Origin of the sequence: Sphingomonas sp. LR60 (assembly GCF_036855935.1) — a bacterium.
Classification (GTDB): domain Bacteria; phylum Pseudomonadota; class Alphaproteobacteria; order Sphingomonadales; family Sphingomonadaceae; genus Sphingomonas.
The window spans coordinates 339694-359183 of sequence record NZ_JASPFK010000001.1 but is presented as its reverse complement, the minus strand read 5'-3'; the positions used below and the strand labels follow the sequence as shown (position 1 = coordinate 359183).

The following is a 19490-nucleotide window of genomic DNA, read 5'->3' as shown; positions in this document are numbered from 1 at the left end:
TTAGCGGGGTTCGTTGGGCGAGGCGAATGTTGTGGTTTCACCCGTCATCTCGAGCGTAGCGCGGCAATACAGGAGTCGGCCCAGGACGCCCTGGATTGCTTCGCTACGCTCGCAATGACGGGAAGAGGAATTAACGCCAGCCCAAAGCAGGCGCGACGTGGCGGAGGATGTTCTCCAGCACATGCGCGTTATAGTCGACGCCGAGCTGGTTGGGCACCGTCAGCAGCAGCGTGTCCGCCTCGGCGATCGCCTCATCGGCGCGGAGCTGTTCGATCAGCCGCTCGGGCTCGGCGGCGTAGGAGCGGCCGAACACCGCGCGCATGTTGTCGATCACGCCGATCTGGTCGCCGCCACCGTCGCGCCCGAAATAGGCGCGGTCGCGATCGTCGGTCAGCGCGAAGATCGAGCGCGACACCGAGACGCGCGGGGTGCGGGTGTGGCCCGCCGCCTTCCACGCCTCGCGATAGGCGCGGATCTGTTTGGCCTGCTGGACGTGGAACGGCTCGCCGCTTTCGTCGGCCTTCAGCGTCGAGCTTTGCAGGTTCATCCCCTCTGCGCCGCCCACACGGCGGTGGCGTTCGACGCCGAGCCCCACCAGATTCGATCGCGCAAGCCCGCGGCGTGCGGTTCGAGCCGGAGCAGGCCGGGCGGGTTGGGGAACATCGGCTGCGGATTGGGCTTGGCAAAGCCCTCGCCCTGCAACAGGCGCAGGAACATTTCGCTGTGGCGGCGCCCCATGTCGGCGTCGCTCTCCCCGGCGGCGGGGGCATAGCCGAAATAGCGCCAGCCTTCGATCACCTGCTCGGGCGAGCCGCGGCTGATCCCGAGTTGCAGGCGACCGCCCGCGATCAGGTCTGCCGCGCCGGCATTCTCGGTCATGTAGAAGGGGTTTTCGTACCGCATGTCGATGACGCCGGTGCCGATCTCGATCGAGCGCGTCCGCGCGCCGACCGCTGCAAGCAGCGGGAACGGCGAGGCGAGCTGCTGCGCGAAATGGTGGACGCGGTAATAGGCGCCGTCCGCGCCGAGTTCCTCCGCGGCGACGGCGAGGTCGATCGACTGGAGCAGGACGTCGCTGGCGGAGCGCGTGGCGGAGCCGTGCGCGTCCGACCAGTGGCCGAAGGAGAGGAAGCCGATCTTTTTCATGGATTCAGTCCGTAAGAATGCTCGTCATTGCGAGCGGAGCGAAGCAATCCAGAGTCGGACCAGGACGCCTTGGATTGCTTCGCTCCGCTCGCAATGACGTAGGGATGATTATGCCGCCACCTTCTCATCGAAACTGCGACGCGCCTCTTCGACGTGCGGCATGTTCTCGATCGTCCAGCGGTACAGCGCCTTGAACGGCTGGTGCAGCGAGCGCCCGAGCGGCGTGATCGCGTACTCGACCGCGACCGGCGACGCCGGGATCACGCGGCGCGAGACCATACCGTTTCGCTCCAGCCGGCGCAGGCATTGCGTCAGCGCCTTTTGCGTCACGCCTTCGAGATGGCGGCGTACGGCGTTGAAGCGCATCGGCCCGGCGTCGAGCACGGTGAGCACCATCATCGACCATTTGTCGGCGATCTGGTCGAGCAGCGCGCGGCTGGGGCAATCGACCGAAAAATGCTGGCACACGTGCGGCGGCGTCAGGGTGGTGGTTTCCATGAGTATACCTAGTCGATCTCAGGTGCGTTATTGACCTCAGGTTTCCAATATATACCTGAAGGGCCGCAATCACAAGAAAAGGCTCCGTGGATGTCCTCCGCTTCGGTCGATACGCTGTTCCGTCCCTTCTCGCTCGGCTCGCTGGAGCTGCCCAACCGCATCGTCATGGCGCCGATGACGCGCACGATGGCGCCGGGCGGCGTGGTCGGCGAGGCCAATGCCGCTTACTATCGCCGCCGCGCCGAAGGGGGCGTCGGGCTGATCCTGTCCGAGGGAACGGTGATCGACCGACCGTCGTCGCGCAACCATCCGGGTATCCCGTTCTTCCATGGCGACGCCGCGCTGTCGGGCTGGAAGGGCGTGATCGACGCGGTGCATGAGGCAGGCGGCAAGATGGGGCCGCAAATCTGGCACACCGGCGCCACTAACGGGCCGCCCGCCGGTGACTGGGCGCCGCCGCAGCCCGTCGAGAGCCCGTCGGGCTATAACGCGCCCGAGGAAGCGCGTGGACAGGCGATGGGCGACGAGGATGTCGCCGACACGATCGCCGCCTTTGCGCGCGCGGCGGCGGAGGCGAAGGCGCTCGGCTTCGACACGGTCGAGATCCATGGCGCGCACGGCTATCTGATCGACCAGTTCTTCTGGGGCGGCACCAACCAGCGCAACGACCCTTACGGCGGGGCGACGATCCGCGAGCGGTCGCGGTTCGCGGGCGAGGTGGTCAAGGCGGTGCGCGCGGCGGTCGGCCCCGACATGCCGGTGATCCTGCGCGTCAGCCAGTGGAAGCAGCAGGATTACCGCGCGCGGCTCGCCGAGACGCCGGAGGCGATGACCGACTGGCTGTTGCCGTTGGTCGAGGCCGGCGCGAACGTGCTGCATTGCTCGCAGCGGCGCTTCTGGGAGCCCGAGTTCCCCGAGCTGGACGGCGCGGAGGGCCTCAACTTCGCGGGTTGGGCCAAGAAGTTGACGGGCGCGACGACGATCAGCGTTGGGTCGGTCGGGCTCTCGGGCGAGTTCCTCGCGGCGTTCGGCGGCGAAGGGTCGACCAGCACCGATCTCGATCGGCTGGTGACGCGGATGGAGCGCGACGAATTCGACCTGATCGCGGTCGGACGTGCGCTGATCAGCGATCCGGAATGGGTGGCAAAGGTGCGCGCGGGCGATGCGGCAGGGCTGAAGGGCTTCGAGGCGAGCGCGCTGGCCGAATTGGTGTGATCCGGCGCCTCCGTTGTTCCGGCCTTGAGCCGGGGCGACGGAGGAATCGCGCGAGGACATCATGCCGAGGCGACGTCGGGTCCAAGTCATTCAGATCAAACGCCTGACGCACCCTTTGTCGTGTCGGTGCGTAGGTGAGGTCTGGAGGATGTCATGACCGACAAGCAACCGATGCAGGCCGATGGCGAAGGCACCGCGCCGCACGATCCCGATGGCAGCGGCGAAGTGGCGAGCCGGCGCGACAGCAGCGGCGAAAGCCAGGGCGGCGCCTATCCCAACCCGCATACCGGGAAGGACGGCGGGCACTTCCAGGGCGGGCAAAGCGACCGCGGCTATCACGGCGGCAGTCAGGCCGGCGAAGAAAAGGACGGGCATCAGCCGAATGCGCCGTCGACGGAGTAAGGTGACCGAGCCTGTTCGTCATTGCGAGCGTAGCGGAGCAATCCAGGGTCGGACCAGGACGCCCTGGATTGCTTCGCTACGCTCGCAATGACGATGAATCAGTAGCCGGCCGGCAAGCGCTGTCCCTGATAGCCATCCGCCTCGCATGTCTCGGGATGCTTGCGGCATTCCTTGTCGCGACGTTCCTGTTCCTTGCGCATCTTGCGGACGTATTTTTCGTCGCGCTCCTTGGGGCTGGTCGTCATTAGGTCGGCGGTCTTGCCGACGGCTTTCACCGGCAGTGTCGCGACGTTCCACGCGGTGCGCACACAGCCGCTGGTCGACAGCGCCACCGCCAGCACGAATATCACTTTGCGCATCATTTCGACCTCCCGCCCTTTCGCGTCCCCATAGCAGCGCAAAGCTGAACGAAACCTATGAGAATCGTTCGCACGGACCCTCCCCGTCTCCGCCGACGTTCTTGGCGGGTCAGTAAGAGGCGGATTCCATGCATTTCACGATTAATGGCCAGTCGTTCGACGCGGAGGTGGATGTCCGTACCTCGTTGCTCGACCTGTGCCGCGAACATCTGGGGCTGACCGGCTCCAAGAAGGGCTGCGACCATGGCCAGTGCGGCGCATGCACGATGCTGGTCAACGGACGCCGGATCAATTCCTGCCTGACGCTGGCGGTGATGCATCAGGACGACGAGATCGTGACGATCGAGGGTCTGGGTACGCCCGAGAACCTCCACCCGCTGCAGTCGGCGTTCGTCCGTCACGATGGCTATCAATGCGGCTATTGCACGCCGGGGCAGATCTGCTCGGCGGTCGGGATGCTCGACGAGGTCAAGAAGGGCTGGCCGAGCCATGCTTCCGCCGATCTGACCGGCGCCGCGCTGGACGATGCCGAGATCAGCGAGCGGATGAGCGGCAATATCTGCCGCTGCGCCGCCTATCCCAATATCGTCGACGCGATCCGTGAGGTCGCGGACTCCAACGCGAAGGTGGACGCATGAAGACCTTCGACTATGCGCGGGCCGACAGCATCGCCGATGCCACGCGCGCGGGCGGGCGGTTCATCGCCGGCGGCACCAACTTGCTCGACCTGATGAAATTGCAGGTGGAGACGCCCGACAAGCTGGTCGACATCAGCCGGCTCGATCTCGACACGATCGAGGAGCGCGAGGATGGTGGCCTGACGATCGGTGCATTGGTGCCGAACAGCGATCTGGCCGCGGACAAGCGCGTGATCGCGAAGTACGAGGTGCTGAGCCGCGCACTGCTGGCGGGTGCCTCGGGGCAGTTGCGCAACAAGGCGACGACCGGCGGCAACCTGCTCCAGCGGACGCGCTGCTATTATTTCTATGACACTGCGGCGGGCTGCAACAAGCGGCAGCCGGGCAGCGGGTGCGAGGCGATCGGCGGGTTCAACCGCATCCATGCGATCCTCGGCACCAGCGGCCAGTGTATCGCGACGCACCCCGGCGACATGCCGGTGGCAATGCGCGCGCTCGACGCGGTGATCGTCACCCAGAAGTCCGACGGCGACAAGCGCCGCGTGCCGATCGCCGACTTCTACCGGCTGCCCGGCGACACGCCGCATATCGAGAATGTGCTGGAGGCGGGCGAACTCATCACGCATGTCGAGCTGCCGGCACCGGCCGGCGGCCGGCATTTGTATCGCAAGGTGCGCGACCGGGCCTCCTATGCGTTCGCCTTGTTCTCGGTCGCGGCAGTGGTGACGGTCGAGGACGGTGTCATCGCCAGGGCTGCGCTGGCGTTCGGCGGGGTCGCGCACATGCCGTGGCGGAACCCGGCGGTCGAGGCGGCGCTGGTCGGCAAGGCACCGTCCGACGCCACCTTCAACGCCGCTGCCGATGCGCTGCTCGATGGCGCAAAGGGCTTCGGCACCAATGACTTCAAGATCCCGCTGGCGCGGCGTACGTTGATCGCCAGCCTGCGCGAGGTGACGCAATGACGCTGATCGACAAGGTACTCGGGCGCGAGGACACGCGCAGCCTGACGATGAACGAGCCGCATCCGCACAGCTGGCTGGACGCGGGGACGCAGGGCGTGATCGGCAAGCCGCTCGACCGCGTCGAGGGGCCGCTGAAGGTATCGGGCAAGGCGACCTATGCCGCCGAATATCCGATCGAGCGGCTGAGCTACGGCGTGCTGGTGCGTGCGCCGTTCGGGTCCGGGAAGATCACCGACGTGGTCGCGGACGCGGCGCGCCGCCTGCCGGGCGTGATCGACGTCATCACCGACTACCCCAGCTTCATCCGCAACCCGCAGCAGGGCGGCGAGAAGAAGGCGCCCACGCAAGGGGTCGAGAAGGTCGACTATCACGGCGAGATCGTCGCGATCGTCGTCGCCGAGACGTTCGAGGCGGCGCGCGATGCCGCGGCGCAGGTGAAGGTCGCGTACGAGCCGGCCGAGGGCCAATATGTCTTCGCCGCGCATCGCGATCAGGCGGACCGTCCGCCCGCCGACCAGATGCCGGCGCATATCGCGAAGGGCGACCTCGACAAGGCGATGGTCGACGCGGCGTTCTCGATCGACGAAACCTATACCACGCCCAGCCAGAATTCGGCGGCGATGGAGCCGCATGCCTCGATCGCGGAGTGGAAGGACGGCGCGCTGACGCTGCACGGCAGCTATCAGATGATCGCGTCCGACCAGATGCAGCTCGCGGCGGCACTGGGGGTCGGCAAGGACAAGGTGCGGATCATCTCGCGCTATGTCGGCGGCGGGTTCGGGTCGAAGCTGGGGATCGCGCCCGAGAGCGTGGCGGCGGCGATCGCGGCGAAGCGGCTCGATCGGCCGGTGAAGGTCGCGATGGCGCGCCAGCAGGTGTTCGACGCCACCGTCCGCCGCTCGAATACCGAGCAGCGAATCCGGCTGGCGGCGGATGCGCATGGCAAGCTGACCGGGCTGGGTCACGAGACGCTGGCCAGCAATCTGCCGGGCGAGGATTATTTCGAGCCGGCCGGGATCGGCACGCAATTCGCCTATGCCGCCGAGAACCGGCTGATCGATCACAAGCTGGTGCGGCTGAACTGGTTGCTGGCGGGATCGATGCGTGCGCCGGGCGAGGCGGTCGGGATGCTGGCGCTGGAAGCCGCGATGGACGAGCTGGCCTATCAGGTCGGCATCGACCCGATCGAACTGCGCCGCCGCAACGAGCCGACGATCGATCCAACCAACGACGTGCCGTTCTCGACGCGGCTATTGATGCCGTGCCTCGACAAGGGCGCGGAGCTGTTCGGCTGGTCGGACCGCAAGGCCGAACCGGCGAGCGACCGACGCGGCGAGTGGCTGCACGGCGTCGGCGTCGCGGCGGCGGTGCGGTCGAACATGCTCCAGAAATCGTCGGCGACGGTCGAGCTGACGGCGGAGGGGCGCGCGATCGTGTCGACCGACATGACCGATATCGGCACCGGCACCTATACGATCCTCGCACAAATCGCCGCCGAGACGCTGGGGCTGCCGCTAACGAGCGTCACGGTGCAGCTCGGCGATGGCGCCGCCCCGCCTTCGGCAGGGTCCGGCGGATCGTGGGGCGCGGGCTCTTCGGGATCGTCGGTCTATCTGGCGTGCGAAGGGCTGCGCGAGAAACTCGCCAAGGCGATGGGCGTCGAGGTGGACGCGATGACGCTGAAGGATGGCCGCGCGATCGCCGAGAACCGGGCGGTCGAGATCGGCGACCTGGTCGGCGACGGCCTGAGCGTCACCGGCACGATCGCGCCAGGCAAGCAGGAGAAATTGCACCGCCAGGCCAGCTATGGCGCGCATTTCGCAGAGGTGAAGGTGAACGTGACCACCGGCGAGGTGCGCGTCGAGCGGATGCTCGGCGTGTTCTCGGCGGGGCGAATCCTCAACGAGAAGACGGCGCGGTCGCAATGTCTTGGCGGGATGACGTTCGGGATCGGCGCGGCGTTGACCGAGGAGCTGGTCCACGATCCGCGCAACGGCAAGGTGGTGAACCGCGATCTCGCCGAATATCATGTCCCGGTGAACGCCGATATTCCGCAGATCGAGGTTGCGTTCCTCGACGAGCGCGATATCCACGCCAATCCGATCCATGCCAAGGGGATCGGCGAGCTGGGTATCTCTGGCGCAGGCGCAGCGATCGCCAACGCGATCTATCATGCGACCGGTGTGCGGGTGCGCGACTATCCGATTACCTGTGACAAGTTGCTGGCGGATCTGCCGGCGGTCTAATTCGTCAACGCGCGCATAGCGAAGCAATCCAGGGCGTCTCGCGGTACACTGGATTGCTTCGCTCCGCTCGCAATGACGACGGCTTCTGAAAGACAACAATGGCCGACAATGATTCCGTCCTCGCCGCCGCTGCCGCCTGGAAGGGCGAGCCGCTGGCGCTCGCTACCGTCGTCTCGACGTGGGGTTCGGCGCCGCGTCCGCGTGGAAGCCATATGCTCGTCCATGCCGATGGGCGGTTCGAAGGCTCGGTGTCGGGCGGGTGCGTCGAGGGCGATATCCTCGACACCGCCGCGCAGGTGATCGCGGGCGCGCCCTTCGCGGTGAAGATCTATGGCGTCGCGGACGACAGCGCATGGCAGGTCGGCTTGCCGTGCGGTGGCGAGATTTCGGTGATGGTCCAGCCGGTCGGCGCCGAGGGCTTCGATCCCGAATTGTTCGATCGCATCGCCGAGGCGCGTGCGGCGGGTCAATCGTTGACCGTGTCCACCGATCTTGCCACCGGCCACGCAGACCTGCGCCCGCAAGAGACCGGAGAGGTGTTCGTCAACCGCTACGACCCGCCACGCCGGTTGTTGGTCGTCGGCGCGGTACAGATCGCGCAGAGCCTCGCCGCGCTCGCGTCGACGCTGGGGATCGAGGTGGTGGTGATCGATCCGCGCGGGCGGTTCCTGACCGAGGAGCGCTTTCCGGGCGTGACGCTCGACGATCGCTGGCCCGACGAAGCGGTCGCGGCGTGGAAGCCGGGGCGCGCGACCGCGGTCGTGACGCTCAGCCACGATATCAAGATCGACGATCCCGCGCTGATCGCCGCGCTGGCGAGCGATGCCGCCTATGTCGGTGCGCTGGGCAGCCGCCGCAGCCATGCCGCGCGGCGGGAGCGACTGGCGGCGACGGGCGTTGGTGCGGATCAACTCGAGCGCATCGATGGCCCGGTGGGAATCGATATCGGCGCGATCGGCCCGGCGGAAATCGCTTTGTCGATCGCCGCCGCGATGGTGGGAGCCTTTCATGATCGCCGTTGAAGAGACCGTCCTGATCCTGCTGGCCGCCGGCCGCTCCGATCGCTTCGGCGAGGTCAACAAGCTGGAGGAACAATTCCTCGCGCGGCCGCTGGGCCTGCATGTCGCGGTCGCGCTGGAGGACATGCCGTTCCGCGAGCGGATCGTCGTCGTCGATGGATGCACGATCGATTACGCGGCGCATCATTTCAAAGTCTTGCACAATGCCGCGCCGGATCGCGACATGGCATCGTCGGTACGGATGGGCGTCGAGTGCGCGCGCGCGCACGACGCGGCGGCGGTGCTGATCGCGCTGGCCGATATGCCGCGCGTGACGGCGGCGCACATCTACCGCCTGTTCGATGCCGCCGCCGATCTCGATGGCCAGGCAGTGGTGGCGTCGAGCGACGGTACCACGCCGCGCCCGCCGGTGCTGTTCGGACGCGACCGGTTCGAGGACGTGCTGGCGATCACCGGCGACCAGGGCGCGCGCGACCTGATCCAGGCCGGGCGACATGTCGTCACCAATGCCGCCGAACTGATCGACGTCGACACGCAAGCGGATCTGGAGCGGTTGCGTGAACTGGTCCATGCGCCCGAGGCGTTGGTGCGCCCCGACGCCCACCTGCTGCGCGCCGGATCGAGCGAGCAGCGCCAGGCGGCGATCGACAAGCTCGCCTGAGATATGCGTCAACCTCTTTACCCAAGTATATCGTAGTTTTACTGCTTGCTGCCGACGACCCTCCCAATTTGGCGGAAACGGCAGACGTTCGATGAGCAATCCCGGTATCAACGTCAGCAAGTCATTGTTTGAATTGGCACTTGATGCACTGCCCGACGGCGTGGTGCTGATCGACGCCGATCGGCGCGTGATCTACAGCAACGCCGCGCTGATTCGCCAATGGGGCGTTCCCAAAGAGATCGCCGCGACGCGCGACGAGCATCTGATGCTCGGTTGCGCCTGCCAGCAACTCATCGATCCGGCGCAGTTCCTGAACGAAGTCGACCGCGTCACGCCGACCACCGAGCCAGTCGAGGATGAGTTGTTGCTGCGCGACGGGCGAATTCTGATGCGACGGAGCGTACCCTTCGTCACCGACGGCGAATTCGCGGGACGTTTATGGGTGTTCTCCGACGTCACCGACGCACGGTCGGCGCGGCTCGATCCGCTGTGCGGCATTCCCAACCGGCGCGCCTATTCGATCGACTTTCCCGCCTTCGCCGAGGCCGCACCCGATGGCAGCGTGCGGTCGATCGGGATCGTCGATGTCGATAACTTCAAGGCGTATAACGACCTGTACGGCCATGCCGCGGGCGATCTGGTGCTGCGGCAGATCGGCGCGTTGCTTCGCAAGCGGATCGGGCATGTCGACGATATGGCGTTCCGGATCGGCGGCGAGGAATTCCTGATCGCGTGCCGCGTGGCGGAGGAAGGCGATGCGGTCGCCTTCTTCGAGGCGTTGCGCGCCGCGGTCGCTGGCCTCGACCTGACGCACGAGGGCAATTCACCGCATGGCAAGGTGACGATCTCGATCGGTGTCGGCACCTTCCGTGATCCGCAGCCCGCCAACGACCTGTTCAGCCATGTCGACGCCGCGCTGTATCGCGCCAAGCGCGACGGGCGGAACCGGGTCGAGCGTGCGGGGGTGGCGGCGCTCCGCGCTTCGGCGTGAGTGCTACGTCTCCCCTCGCCTTCATGGGCCGGGGGATCGATGCGGTGCTTGCGACTTCCTCTTCTGTGCTCCTGCGACGGCAGGAGCACAGGGTTGCACACACCATAAGGCGTTGTTCTACTTGGCTCTGGACTCCTGCGTTCGCAGGAGCACAATCACCTCACGCGAAGGGCTTTTCGGATCGCTCTATTCGTGGCGGAGTGCGTCGATCGGATTGAGCGCCGCGGCGCGCCGGGCCGGGAAATAGCCGAAGACGACCCCGATAACCGCCGAGATCGCGAAGGCGATCATGTTGATCTGCGGATCGAACGTCCACGGCACGTCGAGCAGCGGGGTCAGCCCGGCGATCACCGCCTGCGCGATCAGCAGCCCGATCAGCCCGCCGAGGCACGACAGCGCCACCGCCTCGACGAGGAATTGCAGCAGCACCTCGTTCGCCACCGCGCCGATCGCGAGCCGGATGCCGATCTCGCGCGTGCGTTCGGTGACGCTGACCAGCATGATGTTCATGATGCCGATCCCGCCGACCACGAGGCTGATCGCCGCCACCGCCGCGACGATCCGGGTCAGCGCGGTGGTGGTGCCGGTCAGCGTGTCGCTGATCTGCTTGGTGTCGAAGATGTTGAAATTGTCCTCGCGCCCGTCGGTGATCTTGCGGCGTTCGCGCAGCAGGTCGGTGATTGCGGACTGGACGCTCGCGGTCTGATACCGCTGGTCGACGCCGACCAGCATCAGGCGGATGTCGCGGCTGCCGGTGAAGCGACGCTGCACCGCCTTGATCGGCATGATGACGACATCGTCCTGATCGCCTCCGAAGCCGGCCTGCCCGCGCGTGCTGAGCGTGCCGATCACGTCGCAGCTGACGTCACCGAGCCGGAAGCGCTCGCCGACCGCCTCGCCGCCGCGGAACAGGTTCTGGCGGACGGTATTGCCGATGATGCACACCGCCTTGCCGGCCTGTTCCTCGGGCGTGGTCCAGTAGCGCCCGCTGGCGAGCGGCCACGGCTGGACCTGGAAATAGGCCGCTGTGGTGCCGTTGATCGTCGTCGACCAGTTCGCCCCTTCGTAGATCGCGGTCGCGCTGGCCTGCGCCTGCGGGGCGACCGCGGTGACGCCGGCGATCTGCGTCGCGATCGCGGTCACGTCCTCGGGGGCGAAGTCGGGCGGACGCGGCCCGCCGCCGCCGCGGCCGAAGCCCTGACCCGGGCGGATCTGGAGGATGTTGGTGCCGAGCGCGGCGATCTGTGACTGGACCGCCGCGGTGGTCGCCTTGCCGAGCGTCACCATCGTCACCACCGCGCCGACGCCGATGACGATGCCGAGGATCGTCAGGAACGACCGCAGGATGTGGCGGCGGATCGACCGCAATGCGAGGAGGAGCGTGGTGCCGAACATGTTACTGCCCTCTCCCCTGGACAGGGGAGAGGATAGCGCAGCTTGCGAGCTTGCTCGTTAGCGAAGCTTGGTGAGGGGTCGAGCGCGCCTTTGGCGCGCGCGGCGCGGCGCGCCGCAGACCCTCACCCAACTGCGACTAGGCGGCGTAGCCGCCAAGTCTCCGTATCCCTCTCCCCTAGGAGGGGCGAGGGGAAGTAAATGGTTCACGACACCTTCTCCCCTGCGCGTGCTGCGTTTCGATCCGCTCGACCAGCCCGTCCTTAAAGTGGACGACGGTGCGCGCGAAGGCGGCCATGTCGGGTTCGTGGGTGACCATCAGCACGGTGATCCCGCTCTCGCGATTGAGGTCGGTCAGCAATTCCATGATCTCGATCGAGCGTTCCGAATCGAGGTTGCCGGTCGGCTCGTCGGCGAGCAGCACGTCGGGGCGGGTGACGATCGCGCGGGCGATCGCGACGCGCTGCTGCTGGCCGCCCGACAGTTCGGCGGGGGTATGATCCCACCAGCGATCGAGCCCGACCTTCTCGAGCGCCGCCATCGCGGTCGCGCGGCGTGCGCGCTTCTCGTCGCCGCGATAGAGCAAGGGCAGCTCGACATTCTCGAGCGCGGTGGTGCGGCTGAGCAGGTTGAAGCCCTGAAAGACGAAGCCGAGATAGCGCCGTCGCAGCAGCGCGCGCTCGTCGCGGCCAAGCGTCTCGACGTGGTGGCCGCGGAACAGGAACGTCCCCGCCGACGGCACGTCGAGGCAGCCGAGGATGTTCATCGTCGTCGACTTGCCCGACCCCGACGGCCCCATCACCGCGACGAAATCGCCGGCGGCGATATCGAGGTCGACGCCCTTCAGCGCCTGAAACTGCGTCGCGCCCTGACCATAGACCTTGGTGACGGCGCGCAACGCGATCAGCGGCGGTGCGTCACTGGCCACGCGACCGGCCGCCCTTCGCCGCGCCGCCCGCCGTGCCCGCGCTCTCGCCCGCCGCCAATTGCCCGGTGATGACCTGCTGTCCGGGCTGGAGCCCGCCCGCGGTCACCTCGGTCAGCGTGCCGTTGGTGTCGCCGGTCGTGACCTGCACCGGCTGCGGCGTGCCGTCCGCGCCCTTGACGTAGACCGTCTGCGTCGCGCCGCGCCCGAGCGTCGCGCTGCGCTGGGCGGCGTTGCGGCGCGGCGGGCCGGCGAGGATCGTGCCGGTGATGCCGCCACGCTTCCCGCCGCCCGCGCCCGGCTTGAAGCGGAAGGCGGCGTTGGGGACGAGCAGCACGTTCTGGCGGTCGGCGGTGACGATGTCGGCGGTTGCGGTCATGCCGGGGCGCAATTGCAAGGTCGGGTTGGCGACGGTCAGGTCGGCGGCATAGGACACCACCTGGCCGGTGGTGCTGGTGGTGCCGGAGCTGCTCGACGACGAAGCCGTCGCGTTGCTGACGGTCAGGTTGGAGCCGAGATCGACGCGCGTGATCGCGGCCGGGAAGGTCTTGCCGGGGAAGGCGTCGACGGTGAAGGTCGCCTTCTGGCCAACCTGTACCTCGCCGACATCGGCCTCGTCGATCGCGACCTCCAACTTCATGCGCGTCAGGTCCTCGGCGATGACGAACAAGGTCGGGGTGTTGAACGACGCCGCGACCGTCTGGCCGGGATCGACCTGTCGCGCCAGCACCACGCCGTTGACGGGCGAGCGGATGATCGCACGCGCGCGCTGCGTCTGTTGCTGCGACAATTGCGCGCGCGCGGCGGTGACGTTCGCCTGCGCGACGTTGAGCGCGGCGCGTGCGCGTTGCGCATCGGCCTGCCCGGTCTGCAATTCGGTCTTCGACGGTACCCGGCCTTTCGACAGGCGATAGACTTCGTTGAGTCGGGCGAGCTGCGCCTGCGACTCCGCCAGCGTCGCGCGCGCCTGCGCCACCTGCGCCTCGTTGGCGGCGAGCGTCGCCTTGGCGGCGTTGATCTGGTCGTCGATCTGCTCGGGGTCGATCAGCGCGAGCGGTTGCCCGGCGGTGACGCGGTCGTTGACGTCGACCACCACCTTGGTGACGAGCCCCGACAGCTGCGAGCCGACCGTGACCTGATTGGTCGGCGCCAGCTTGCCGGTCGCCGAGACCGAGACGGTCAGCCGTCCGCGCGTCACCGGCGTGGTGGCGTAATCGACCTTGTCGGGATCGCCAAACACGCAGCGCGACAGCAGCAGCCCGACCAGCACGACCGCGGCGAGCACCAGCACCCATTTGCCCCAGCGCCGCCATGCCGGCTGCGGCTTCACACCGAGGAAATCGTCGAGATTGGGGTCGGCCATCAGGGATTTCCGTTGGTGGAGGCGGGCGTCGGAGCCGGTTGGGCGAGCGTCGGCGCAGGAGCGACCCGCGGCGGGGCGGTCGGCACCGTCGTGCTGTCCCAGCCGCCGCCGAGCGCGGCGAAGAGCTGCACCAGCGCGGTCGCCTCGTCGGCACGTGCCTGTGCCGCGCTGTTGCGGGTGGTGAGCAGCGTCGCCTCCTGCTGGCTGAGTGTCGTGAAGTCGCTCAACCCGCTGCGATATTGTTCGCGCGACAGCAAGGCGGCGTTGCCGGCGGCGTCGAACGCGACCGACAGCTCGCGCTCGCGACGATCGGCGGTGTCGAGCGCGACGACCGCATTCTCGACGTCCTCGAGCGCGGTGAGCACCGTACCTTTATAGGCGGCAAGCGCGGCGTCGGCCGCGGCCTCCTGACCGCGCACCTGGCTACGCAGCCGGCCACCGTTGAAGATCGCCTGCGTCAACCCGGCGAACAAGCCGCCGGTGACGGTGTCGAGCAGCGAGCCGACGGTGTTGGCGCGCGCGTTGATGTTCCCACTGAACGCGAAGTTCGGATAGAGCGCCGCCTGCGCGACGCCGATCTGCGCGGTGGCCGCGGCAAGCGCGCGTTCGGCGGCGCGCACGTCGGGGCGCTGGCGGAGCACGTCGGCGGGGATGCCGATCCCGGCGGGCGGGGTCCCGGTCGGGATCGCGCGGACCTCGGCCAGCAACGGCTTGAGCGCGCCGGGCGCCTGCGCGGTCAGCACGCCGAGCCGCGACACTGCGGCGTTATATTGTTGTTCGAGCGTCGGGATCGTCGCGGCGGTCTGCGCACGCTGCTGCCGCGCCTGCTCCTGATCGAGCGACGAGACGAGCCCGGCCTGAAGGCGGAAGCCCGCGATCTCGAGATTGTCCTCCTGCAACGCCAGGCTGGCGCGGGCATTGGCGAGCTGCTGCTGGTAGAGCCGCGCGAGGATGTAGTTCTGCGCGGTTTCCTGCTGGACGGTCAGCAGCGCGGCGGCATAGTCGAACCCCGACGATTCATATTGCGCACGGCTGGCCTCGATCGTGCGGCGCACCTCACCGAACAGCCCGAGCTGGTAGGAAGCGCTGCCGCCGAGCGAGAAGTTGTTGGCCCCGCCCCCGCCGCCGATGTTCTGGACGGTGCCATCGGGGAGCGTAATCGTCTGCCCGCCGCCGCGCAGCGTCTCCGAGCGGCTGTAGCCGGTGTTGCCGCTGATCGTCGGCAACAGGTTCGACCGGCTCTGCACCAGCGCCTCGCGCGCCTGCCGCAACCGCGCCACCGCCTGCGCGACATCGGTGTTCGCGGCCGACGCCTGCTCGACCAACTGTCCGAGCACCGGATCGTCGAAGCGTTGCCACCAGCGCGTCAGATCCTCGGGCGTCGGCGCGCCGCGCACCGAATAGCCGGCGGGCACGGCCAGCTCGGCAGCGGCGGGCGGACGATAATCGGGGCCGACGGTGCAGCCGGCAGCCGCCAGCGCCATCGTCGTGCAGAGAAGAACGCGCCTCATGTCGTCGTGCATGACGCACGCATAAGGCGCGCGTCCAGCGCTAATATGTCGCGATATGTCGCGGCGGCATCATTCCAGCTCGAGAATGACCTGATCGACCGCCAGACTGTCACCGGCCTGCGCCTTTACCGCAGCGACGATACCGGATTTCTCGGCCCGCAGGATGTTCTCCATCTTCATCGCCTCGACCACTGCCAGCGCCTGCCCGGCCTCGACGCGGTCGCCCGCCGCAACGTCGAGCCGGACGAGCAGCCCCGGCATCGGCGCGATCAGGAACTTCGACAGGTCGGGCGGGACCTTCTCGATCAGATGCGCGGCATAAGGCGCGACATGCGCCGGCAGGACGCGCACCTTGTGACGCGCGCCACGTGCGGTGAGCGTGAACCCGTCGCGGCCCTTGGTGATCGCGACGGAGAGCGGATCGTCGCCGTCCACCTGCGCGGTGGGCGCGCCGGGGGTGTAGTCGATCGCGGCATCGAGCGGGGTGCCGTCGACGGTGACGCGGCCGTCGCGGATCGTCACGGCATGATCGTGCCCATCGACGCGGGCGATCCAGTCGCTCGGCGCCGACAGGACGTGGCCGAGCTGCCCGTCGACCAGCCGCGCGCGGGTCACCTGCGCATGCGCCGCAACCGCGCCGATCGCGGCGAGCGTCGTCAGCAGCGCGGGTGCGGCGGGCGCGCCGTGGAACCCATCCGGATATTCCTCGGCGATGAAGCCGGTGGTGATGTTGCCCGAGCGGAAGCGCGGGTGCTGCATCAGCGCCGACAGGAAATGGAGGTTGGTCCCCGGCCCTTCGATCGTGAAGGCGTCGAGCGCGGCGACCTGCGCGTCGATCGCCGCTTCGCGGGTGGGAGCCCATGTCACCAGCTTGGCGATCATCGGGTCGTAGAACATGCTGACCTCGCCGCCCTCCGCGACGCCGTCGTCGACGCGGATGCGCACCGCGTTCCCGTCACCCGCATCGTCATTCCCGCGAAGACGGGAATCCAGACCCGCCGACGTCTCGGCCCCATCGACGACATGGGTTCTGGATCCCCGCCTGCGCGGGGATGACGGGTCGTCGGTGGTGGTCGAAGGCGGCGCGTAGCGCACCAGCCGCCCGATGCTCGGCAGGAAGCCGCGATACGGGTCCTCGGCATAGACGCGATTCTCGATCGACCAGCCGTCGAGCCGAACGTCTTCCTGCCCGAACGACAGCGTCTCGCCCGCCGCCACCCGGATCATCTGCTCGACCAGATCGAGCCCGGTGATCTCCTCGGTCACCGGATGTTCGACCTGCAGCCGGGTGTTCATTTCGAGGAAGTAGAAGCTCTCGCCGGTCGTATCCGCGCCCGAGACGATCAGCTCGACCGTGCCCGCGCTGTAATAGCCGACCGCACGAGCCAGCGCGACCGCCTGCTCGCCCATCGCGCGACGCATCTGCGGGGTGACGAACGGCGACGGTGCTTCCTCGACCACCTTCTGGTGGCGGCGCTGGATCGAGCATTCGCGTTCGTTGAGATAGACGATGTTGCCGTGCTGATCGCCGAGCAGCTGGATTTCGATATGGCGCGGGCTCTCGATGAACTTTTCGATGAACACCCGGTCGTCGCCGAAGCTCGCCAGCCCCTCGCGCTTGGTCGCCTCGAAGCCGTCGCGGACGTCCTGCTCGCTCCACGCCAGCCGCATCCCCTTGCCACCGCCGCCCGCGCTGGCCTTCATCATCACCGGGAAGCCGATCTCGGACGCGATCCGCACCGCCTCGTCGGTGTCGGCGATCTCACCGAGATAGCCGGGGACGACGTTGACGCCCGCCGCCTTGGCGAGCTTCTTCGACTCGATCTTGTCGCCCATCGCGGCGATCGCGTTCGGCGGCGGGCCGACGAAGGCGATCCCGGCCTCGGCGCAGGCGCGCGCAAAGCTCTCGCGTTCGGAGAGGAAGCCGTAACCGGGGTGGATGCAGTCCGCGCCGGTCTCCCTGGCGGCGAGCAGGATCAGCTCCGCCTTGAGATAGCTGTCCGCCGCCGGCGCCGGCCCGAGCCGCACCGCCTCGTCCGCCATCAGCACATGCGGGCTGCGCGCATCGGCATCCGAATAGACCGCGACGGTGGCGATGCCCATCTTCTTGGCGGTGCGGAACACCCGGCAGGCGATCTCGCCACGATTGGCGACCAGGATCTTCTTGAACAACGGCCTCTCCTGTTTTCTTTTATCAGTTCGCGCGTGCCGCCGGGACGCCGCGCAGCAAGCCGTCCGTACTCAGGTCTTCGTCGATATCCGGCCAGTGGATGCCGTACCCCGCCCCCGCCTTCTCCCAACCGGCGCGCTGCGCCGGGCTGGCGTGCAGCAGCCGCGGATACCGGGCGAGCGGCACGGCGATCGTGCGCCCGTCCATGAGGTCGACGATCAGGCTGGCGTCGTCGAACCGGACGTCCGAAACCTCTTGCTCGCGCATGTTAGCTTGGCTCTATTTTATGGAAGCATTCAAAGCCGAATGACTGCAAACCCGCGACCGCCTCAAGAGATTGAAAAGCGCGGGGCGATATTGGAGGATCAAAAGCGGAAGCCCAGAGCGCTTTCGTAGGATAAGCCTTCCCGCTCTTTACCATAATATGCGATTTGGCCCCAATTCCGTTTGCGTACCGCGCTAGAAAGCGTTCTTCGCCATCCCGATCAAATTCTTCGATCCGATTTTCAATGACTTCCTTCGTCGGGTTCATATGAGATCCTCTACTCCGCGGCCTCGAACACCCGCATCGGCTCGGGCGCTTCCATCGGTCGCACGCCAAGTTTCGCGAACAGCGCCGTATCCGCGCTGTCGCCGCGATTGCCCGCGGTCAGCAGTTTGTCGCCGGTGAAGATCGAGTTCGCGCCAGCCATGAAGCAGAGCGCCTGCGTCGCCTCGCCCATGCTCTCGCGCCCGGCCGACAGCCGCACCATGCTGAGCGGCATCGTGATCCGCGCGACCGCGACGGTGCGGACGAACTCGATGTCGTCGATCTTGGCGAGCGGCGTGTCGGCGAGCATGTCGCCGAGCACCGTACCCTTGACCGGCACCAGCGCGTTGACCGGCACGCTCTCCGGGTGACGCGGCAAGGTCGCCAGCGCATGGACGAAGCCGACGCGATCCGAACGCGTCTCACCCATGCCGACGATCCCGCCGCAGCAGACGTTGATCCCCGCCGAGCGGACATTCTCCAGCGTGTCGAGCCGCTCGCCGAACGTTCGCGTCGTGATGACGTCGGCGTAACGCTCGGGCGAGGTGTCGATATTGTGGTTGTAATAGTCGAGGCCCGCCTCGCCCAGCCGCTGCGCCTGCTCCGGCGTCAGCATCCCCAGCGTCATGCAGGTTTCCATCCCCATGCCGCGCACGCCCTCGATCATCTGGATGATCGCATCCATGTCGCGGTCCTTGGGGTTGCGCCACGCCGCGCCCATGCAGAAGCGCTGCGAGCCGGCGTCCTTGGCCTCGGCGGCACGCTGGAGCACCGCCTGCACGTCCATCAGCTTGGTCGCCTTGACCCCGCTCTCCGCCGCGACCGATTGCGAGCAATAGCCGCAATCCTCCGGGCAGCCGCCGGTCTTGATCGACAGGAGCGTGCAGAGCTGCACCTCCGAGGGCGCGTGATGCGCGCGGTGGACGGTCTGCGCGCGGTACATCAACTCGTCGAACGGCAGGTCGAACAGGTCGGCGATTTCCTCGCGCGTCCAGTCGTTGCGGGTCGTCGTCTCGATCAGCGTTGCCACATCAGGTCCTTCAATTGCGTGGTGCGCTCCTTGGTCAGCCGCGCCAGACACTGCAAGCGCGCCATCGGCTGGAGCGAGCCGCCGGCGAACTCGCCACCTTCGATCGTGCACTGTTTGTCGCGGAACGTCAGCCATGCGCGCTGGCTGGCGAGCGTCGCCGCGGCATAGCCGAAGCCGCCGCCGCGCGTGGTATCGCCCGCGTCGTGACGCTTCATCGCGGCATAGGTGCGCGGCCATTGCGCGTTCATCGCCGCGTCGGCGGTCTTGTAGCTGGCGGCGGCCTGCGCGTTCATGTCGGCCTGGGTCTGGGCGGTGGCGGGGGTGGACAGCAGCGATGCTGCCAATGCCGCTATTCCCAACACTGCCGTCACCCCGGCGGAGGCCGGAGCCAGGTTGCCGGCCGCGCGGCCTGCGCCGGGGTGACGCAGTGTGT

The 19490-nt window shown here is 67.5% G+C and carries 21 protein-coding genes; 8 read left to right on the top strand and 13 right to left on the bottom strand.

Features of this window, described 5'->3' with window-relative positions:
- Positions 1-130 precede the first annotated feature (130 nt).
- The 3 genes from QP166_RS01645 to QP166_RS01635 all read right to left on the bottom strand — a co-directional run bounded on the left by QP166_RS01645 (position 131) and on the right by QP166_RS01635 (position 1644).
- A complete protein-coding gene (locus tag QP166_RS01645) occupies positions 131-547 on the bottom strand; it encodes a hypothetical protein (RefSeq protein WP_333914337.1) in 417 nt (138 codons plus the stop codon).
- Positions 544-1146 (bottom strand): LLM class flavin-dependent oxidoreductase, encoded by a 603-nt coding sequence (locus QP166_RS01640; protein WP_333914336.1) that lies wholly within the window; start codon positions 1144-1146, stop codon positions 544-546. The genes QP166_RS01645 and QP166_RS01640 overlap by 4 nt, the downstream gene beginning before the upstream one ends.
- 108 nt (positions 1147-1254) lie before the next feature.
- Positions 1255-1644 (bottom strand): winged helix-turn-helix transcriptional regulator, encoded by a 390-nt coding sequence (locus QP166_RS01635; protein WP_333914335.1) that lies wholly within the window; start codon positions 1642-1644, stop codon positions 1255-1257.
- 90 nt (positions 1645-1734) lie between these two features.
- On the opposite strand from QP166_RS01635, the gene QP166_RS01630 reads away from it, so the two are divergent.
- Together QP166_RS01630 and QP166_RS01625 are read left to right on the top strand one after the other, a co-directional pair.
- Positions 1735-2859, top strand: coding sequence for an NADH:flavin oxidoreductase (locus QP166_RS01630; RefSeq protein WP_333914334.1), 1125 nt, complete (start codon positions 1735-1737; stop codon positions 2857-2859).
- 153 nt (positions 2860-3012) lie between these two features.
- A complete protein-coding gene (locus QP166_RS01625; RefSeq protein ID WP_333914333.1) occupies positions 3013-3261 on the top strand; it encodes a hypothetical protein in 249 nt (82 codons plus the stop codon).
- A gap of 98 nt (positions 3262-3359) precedes the next feature.
- On the opposite strand, the gene QP166_RS01620 is transcribed toward QP166_RS01625, so the two are convergent.
- Positions 3360-3620 (bottom strand): hypothetical protein, encoded by a 261-nt coding sequence (locus QP166_RS01620; RefSeq protein ID WP_333914332.1) that lies wholly within the window; start codon positions 3618-3620, stop codon positions 3360-3362.
- Between the two features lie 128 nt (positions 3621-3748).
- On the opposite strand from QP166_RS01620, the gene QP166_RS01615 reads away from it, so the two are divergent.
- The 6 genes from QP166_RS01615 (at position 3749) to QP166_RS01590 (ending at position 10137) form a co-directional block, all read left to right on the top strand.
- Positions 3749-4258: a 2Fe-2S iron-sulfur cluster-binding protein gene (locus QP166_RS01615; RefSeq protein WP_333914331.1), complete on the top strand. Its 510-nt coding sequence runs from the start codon at positions 3749-3751 to the stop codon at positions 4256-4258.
- Entirely contained in the window at positions 4255-5220 is a 966-nt protein-coding gene (locus tag QP166_RS01610) for an FAD binding domain-containing protein (RefSeq protein WP_333914330.1), read from the top strand. Before QP166_RS01615 ends, QP166_RS01610 begins: the two co-directional genes overlap by 4 nt.
- On the top strand, positions 5217-7466 hold the full coding sequence (locus QP166_RS01605) for a xanthine dehydrogenase family protein molybdopterin-binding subunit (protein WP_333914329.1): 2250 nt from the start codon (positions 5217-5219) through the stop codon (positions 7464-7466). Before QP166_RS01610 ends, QP166_RS01605 begins: the two co-directional genes overlap by 4 nt.
- Before the next feature lie 98 nt (positions 7467-7564).
- The gene (locus QP166_RS01600) at positions 7565-8488 is read left to right on the top strand and encodes an XdhC family protein (RefSeq protein ID WP_333914328.1); all 924 of its coding nucleotides are present in this window, start codon (positions 7565-7567) and stop codon (positions 8486-8488) included.
- Complete coding sequence (locus QP166_RS01595) at positions 8475-9146, top strand: nucleotidyltransferase family protein (protein ID WP_333914327.1); 672 nt, start codon at positions 8475-8477, stop codon at positions 9144-9146. The genes QP166_RS01600 and QP166_RS01595 overlap by 14 nt, the downstream gene beginning before the upstream one ends.
- A gap of 91 nt (positions 9147-9237) precedes the next feature.
- On the top strand, positions 9238-10137 hold the full coding sequence (locus tag QP166_RS01590) for a sensor domain-containing diguanylate cyclase (protein WP_333914326.1): 900 nt from the start codon (positions 9238-9240) through the stop codon (positions 10135-10137).
- A 186-nt stretch (positions 10138-10323) separates the two neighbouring features.
- On the opposite strand, the gene QP166_RS01585 is transcribed toward QP166_RS01590, so the two are convergent.
- From QP166_RS01585 to QP166_RS01545, 9 genes are all read right to left on the bottom strand, one after another.
- A complete protein-coding gene (locus tag QP166_RS01585; RefSeq protein ID WP_333914325.1) occupies positions 10324-11532 on the bottom strand; it encodes an ABC transporter permease in 1209 nt (402 codons plus the stop codon).
- A 175-nt stretch (positions 11533-11707) separates the two neighbouring features.
- A complete protein-coding gene (locus QP166_RS01580; protein WP_333914324.1) occupies positions 11708-12457 on the bottom strand; it encodes an ABC transporter ATP-binding protein in 750 nt (249 codons plus the stop codon).
- On the bottom strand, positions 12447-13817 hold the full coding sequence (locus QP166_RS01575) for an efflux RND transporter periplasmic adaptor subunit (RefSeq protein WP_333914323.1): 1371 nt from the start codon (positions 13815-13817) through the stop codon (positions 12447-12449). Before QP166_RS01575 ends, QP166_RS01580 begins: the two co-directional genes overlap by 11 nt.
- Positions 13817-15328 (bottom strand): efflux transporter outer membrane subunit, encoded by a 1512-nt coding sequence (locus tag QP166_RS01570; RefSeq protein ID WP_333914322.1) that lies wholly within the window; start codon positions 15326-15328, stop codon positions 13817-13819. The genes QP166_RS01575 and QP166_RS01570 overlap by 1 nt, the downstream gene beginning before the upstream one ends.
- Positions 15329-15397: 69 nt before the next feature.
- Positions 15398-17500 carry an acetyl/propionyl/methylcrotonyl-CoA carboxylase subunit alpha gene (locus tag QP166_RS01565; protein WP_333914321.1) on the bottom strand — a complete coding sequence of 701 codons (2103 nt, stop codon included), beginning with the start codon at positions 17498-17500 and terminating at the stop codon, positions 15398-15400.
- A 22-nt stretch (positions 17501-17522) separates the two neighbouring features.
- A complete protein-coding gene (locus tag QP166_RS01560) occupies positions 17523-17765 on the bottom strand; it encodes a DUF2442 domain-containing protein (protein ID WP_333914320.1) in 243 nt (80 codons plus the stop codon).
- Between the two features lies 1 nt (position 17766).
- Positions 17767-18030: a hypothetical protein gene (locus tag QP166_RS01555; protein WP_333914319.1), complete on the bottom strand. Its 264-nt coding sequence runs from the start codon at positions 18028-18030 to the stop codon at positions 17767-17769.
- A 10-nt stretch (positions 18031-18040) separates the two neighbouring features.
- Complete coding sequence (gene bioB, locus QP166_RS01550; protein ID WP_443027177.1) at positions 18041-19057, bottom strand: biotin synthase BioB; 1017 nt, start codon at positions 19055-19057, stop codon at positions 18041-18043.
- On the bottom strand, positions 19045-19401 hold the full coding sequence (locus QP166_RS01545) for a lysozyme inhibitor LprI family protein (RefSeq protein WP_333914318.1): 357 nt from the start codon (positions 19399-19401) through the stop codon (positions 19045-19047). Before QP166_RS01545 ends, bioB begins: the two co-directional genes overlap by 13 nt.
- Positions 19402-19490 lie beyond the last annotated feature (89 nt).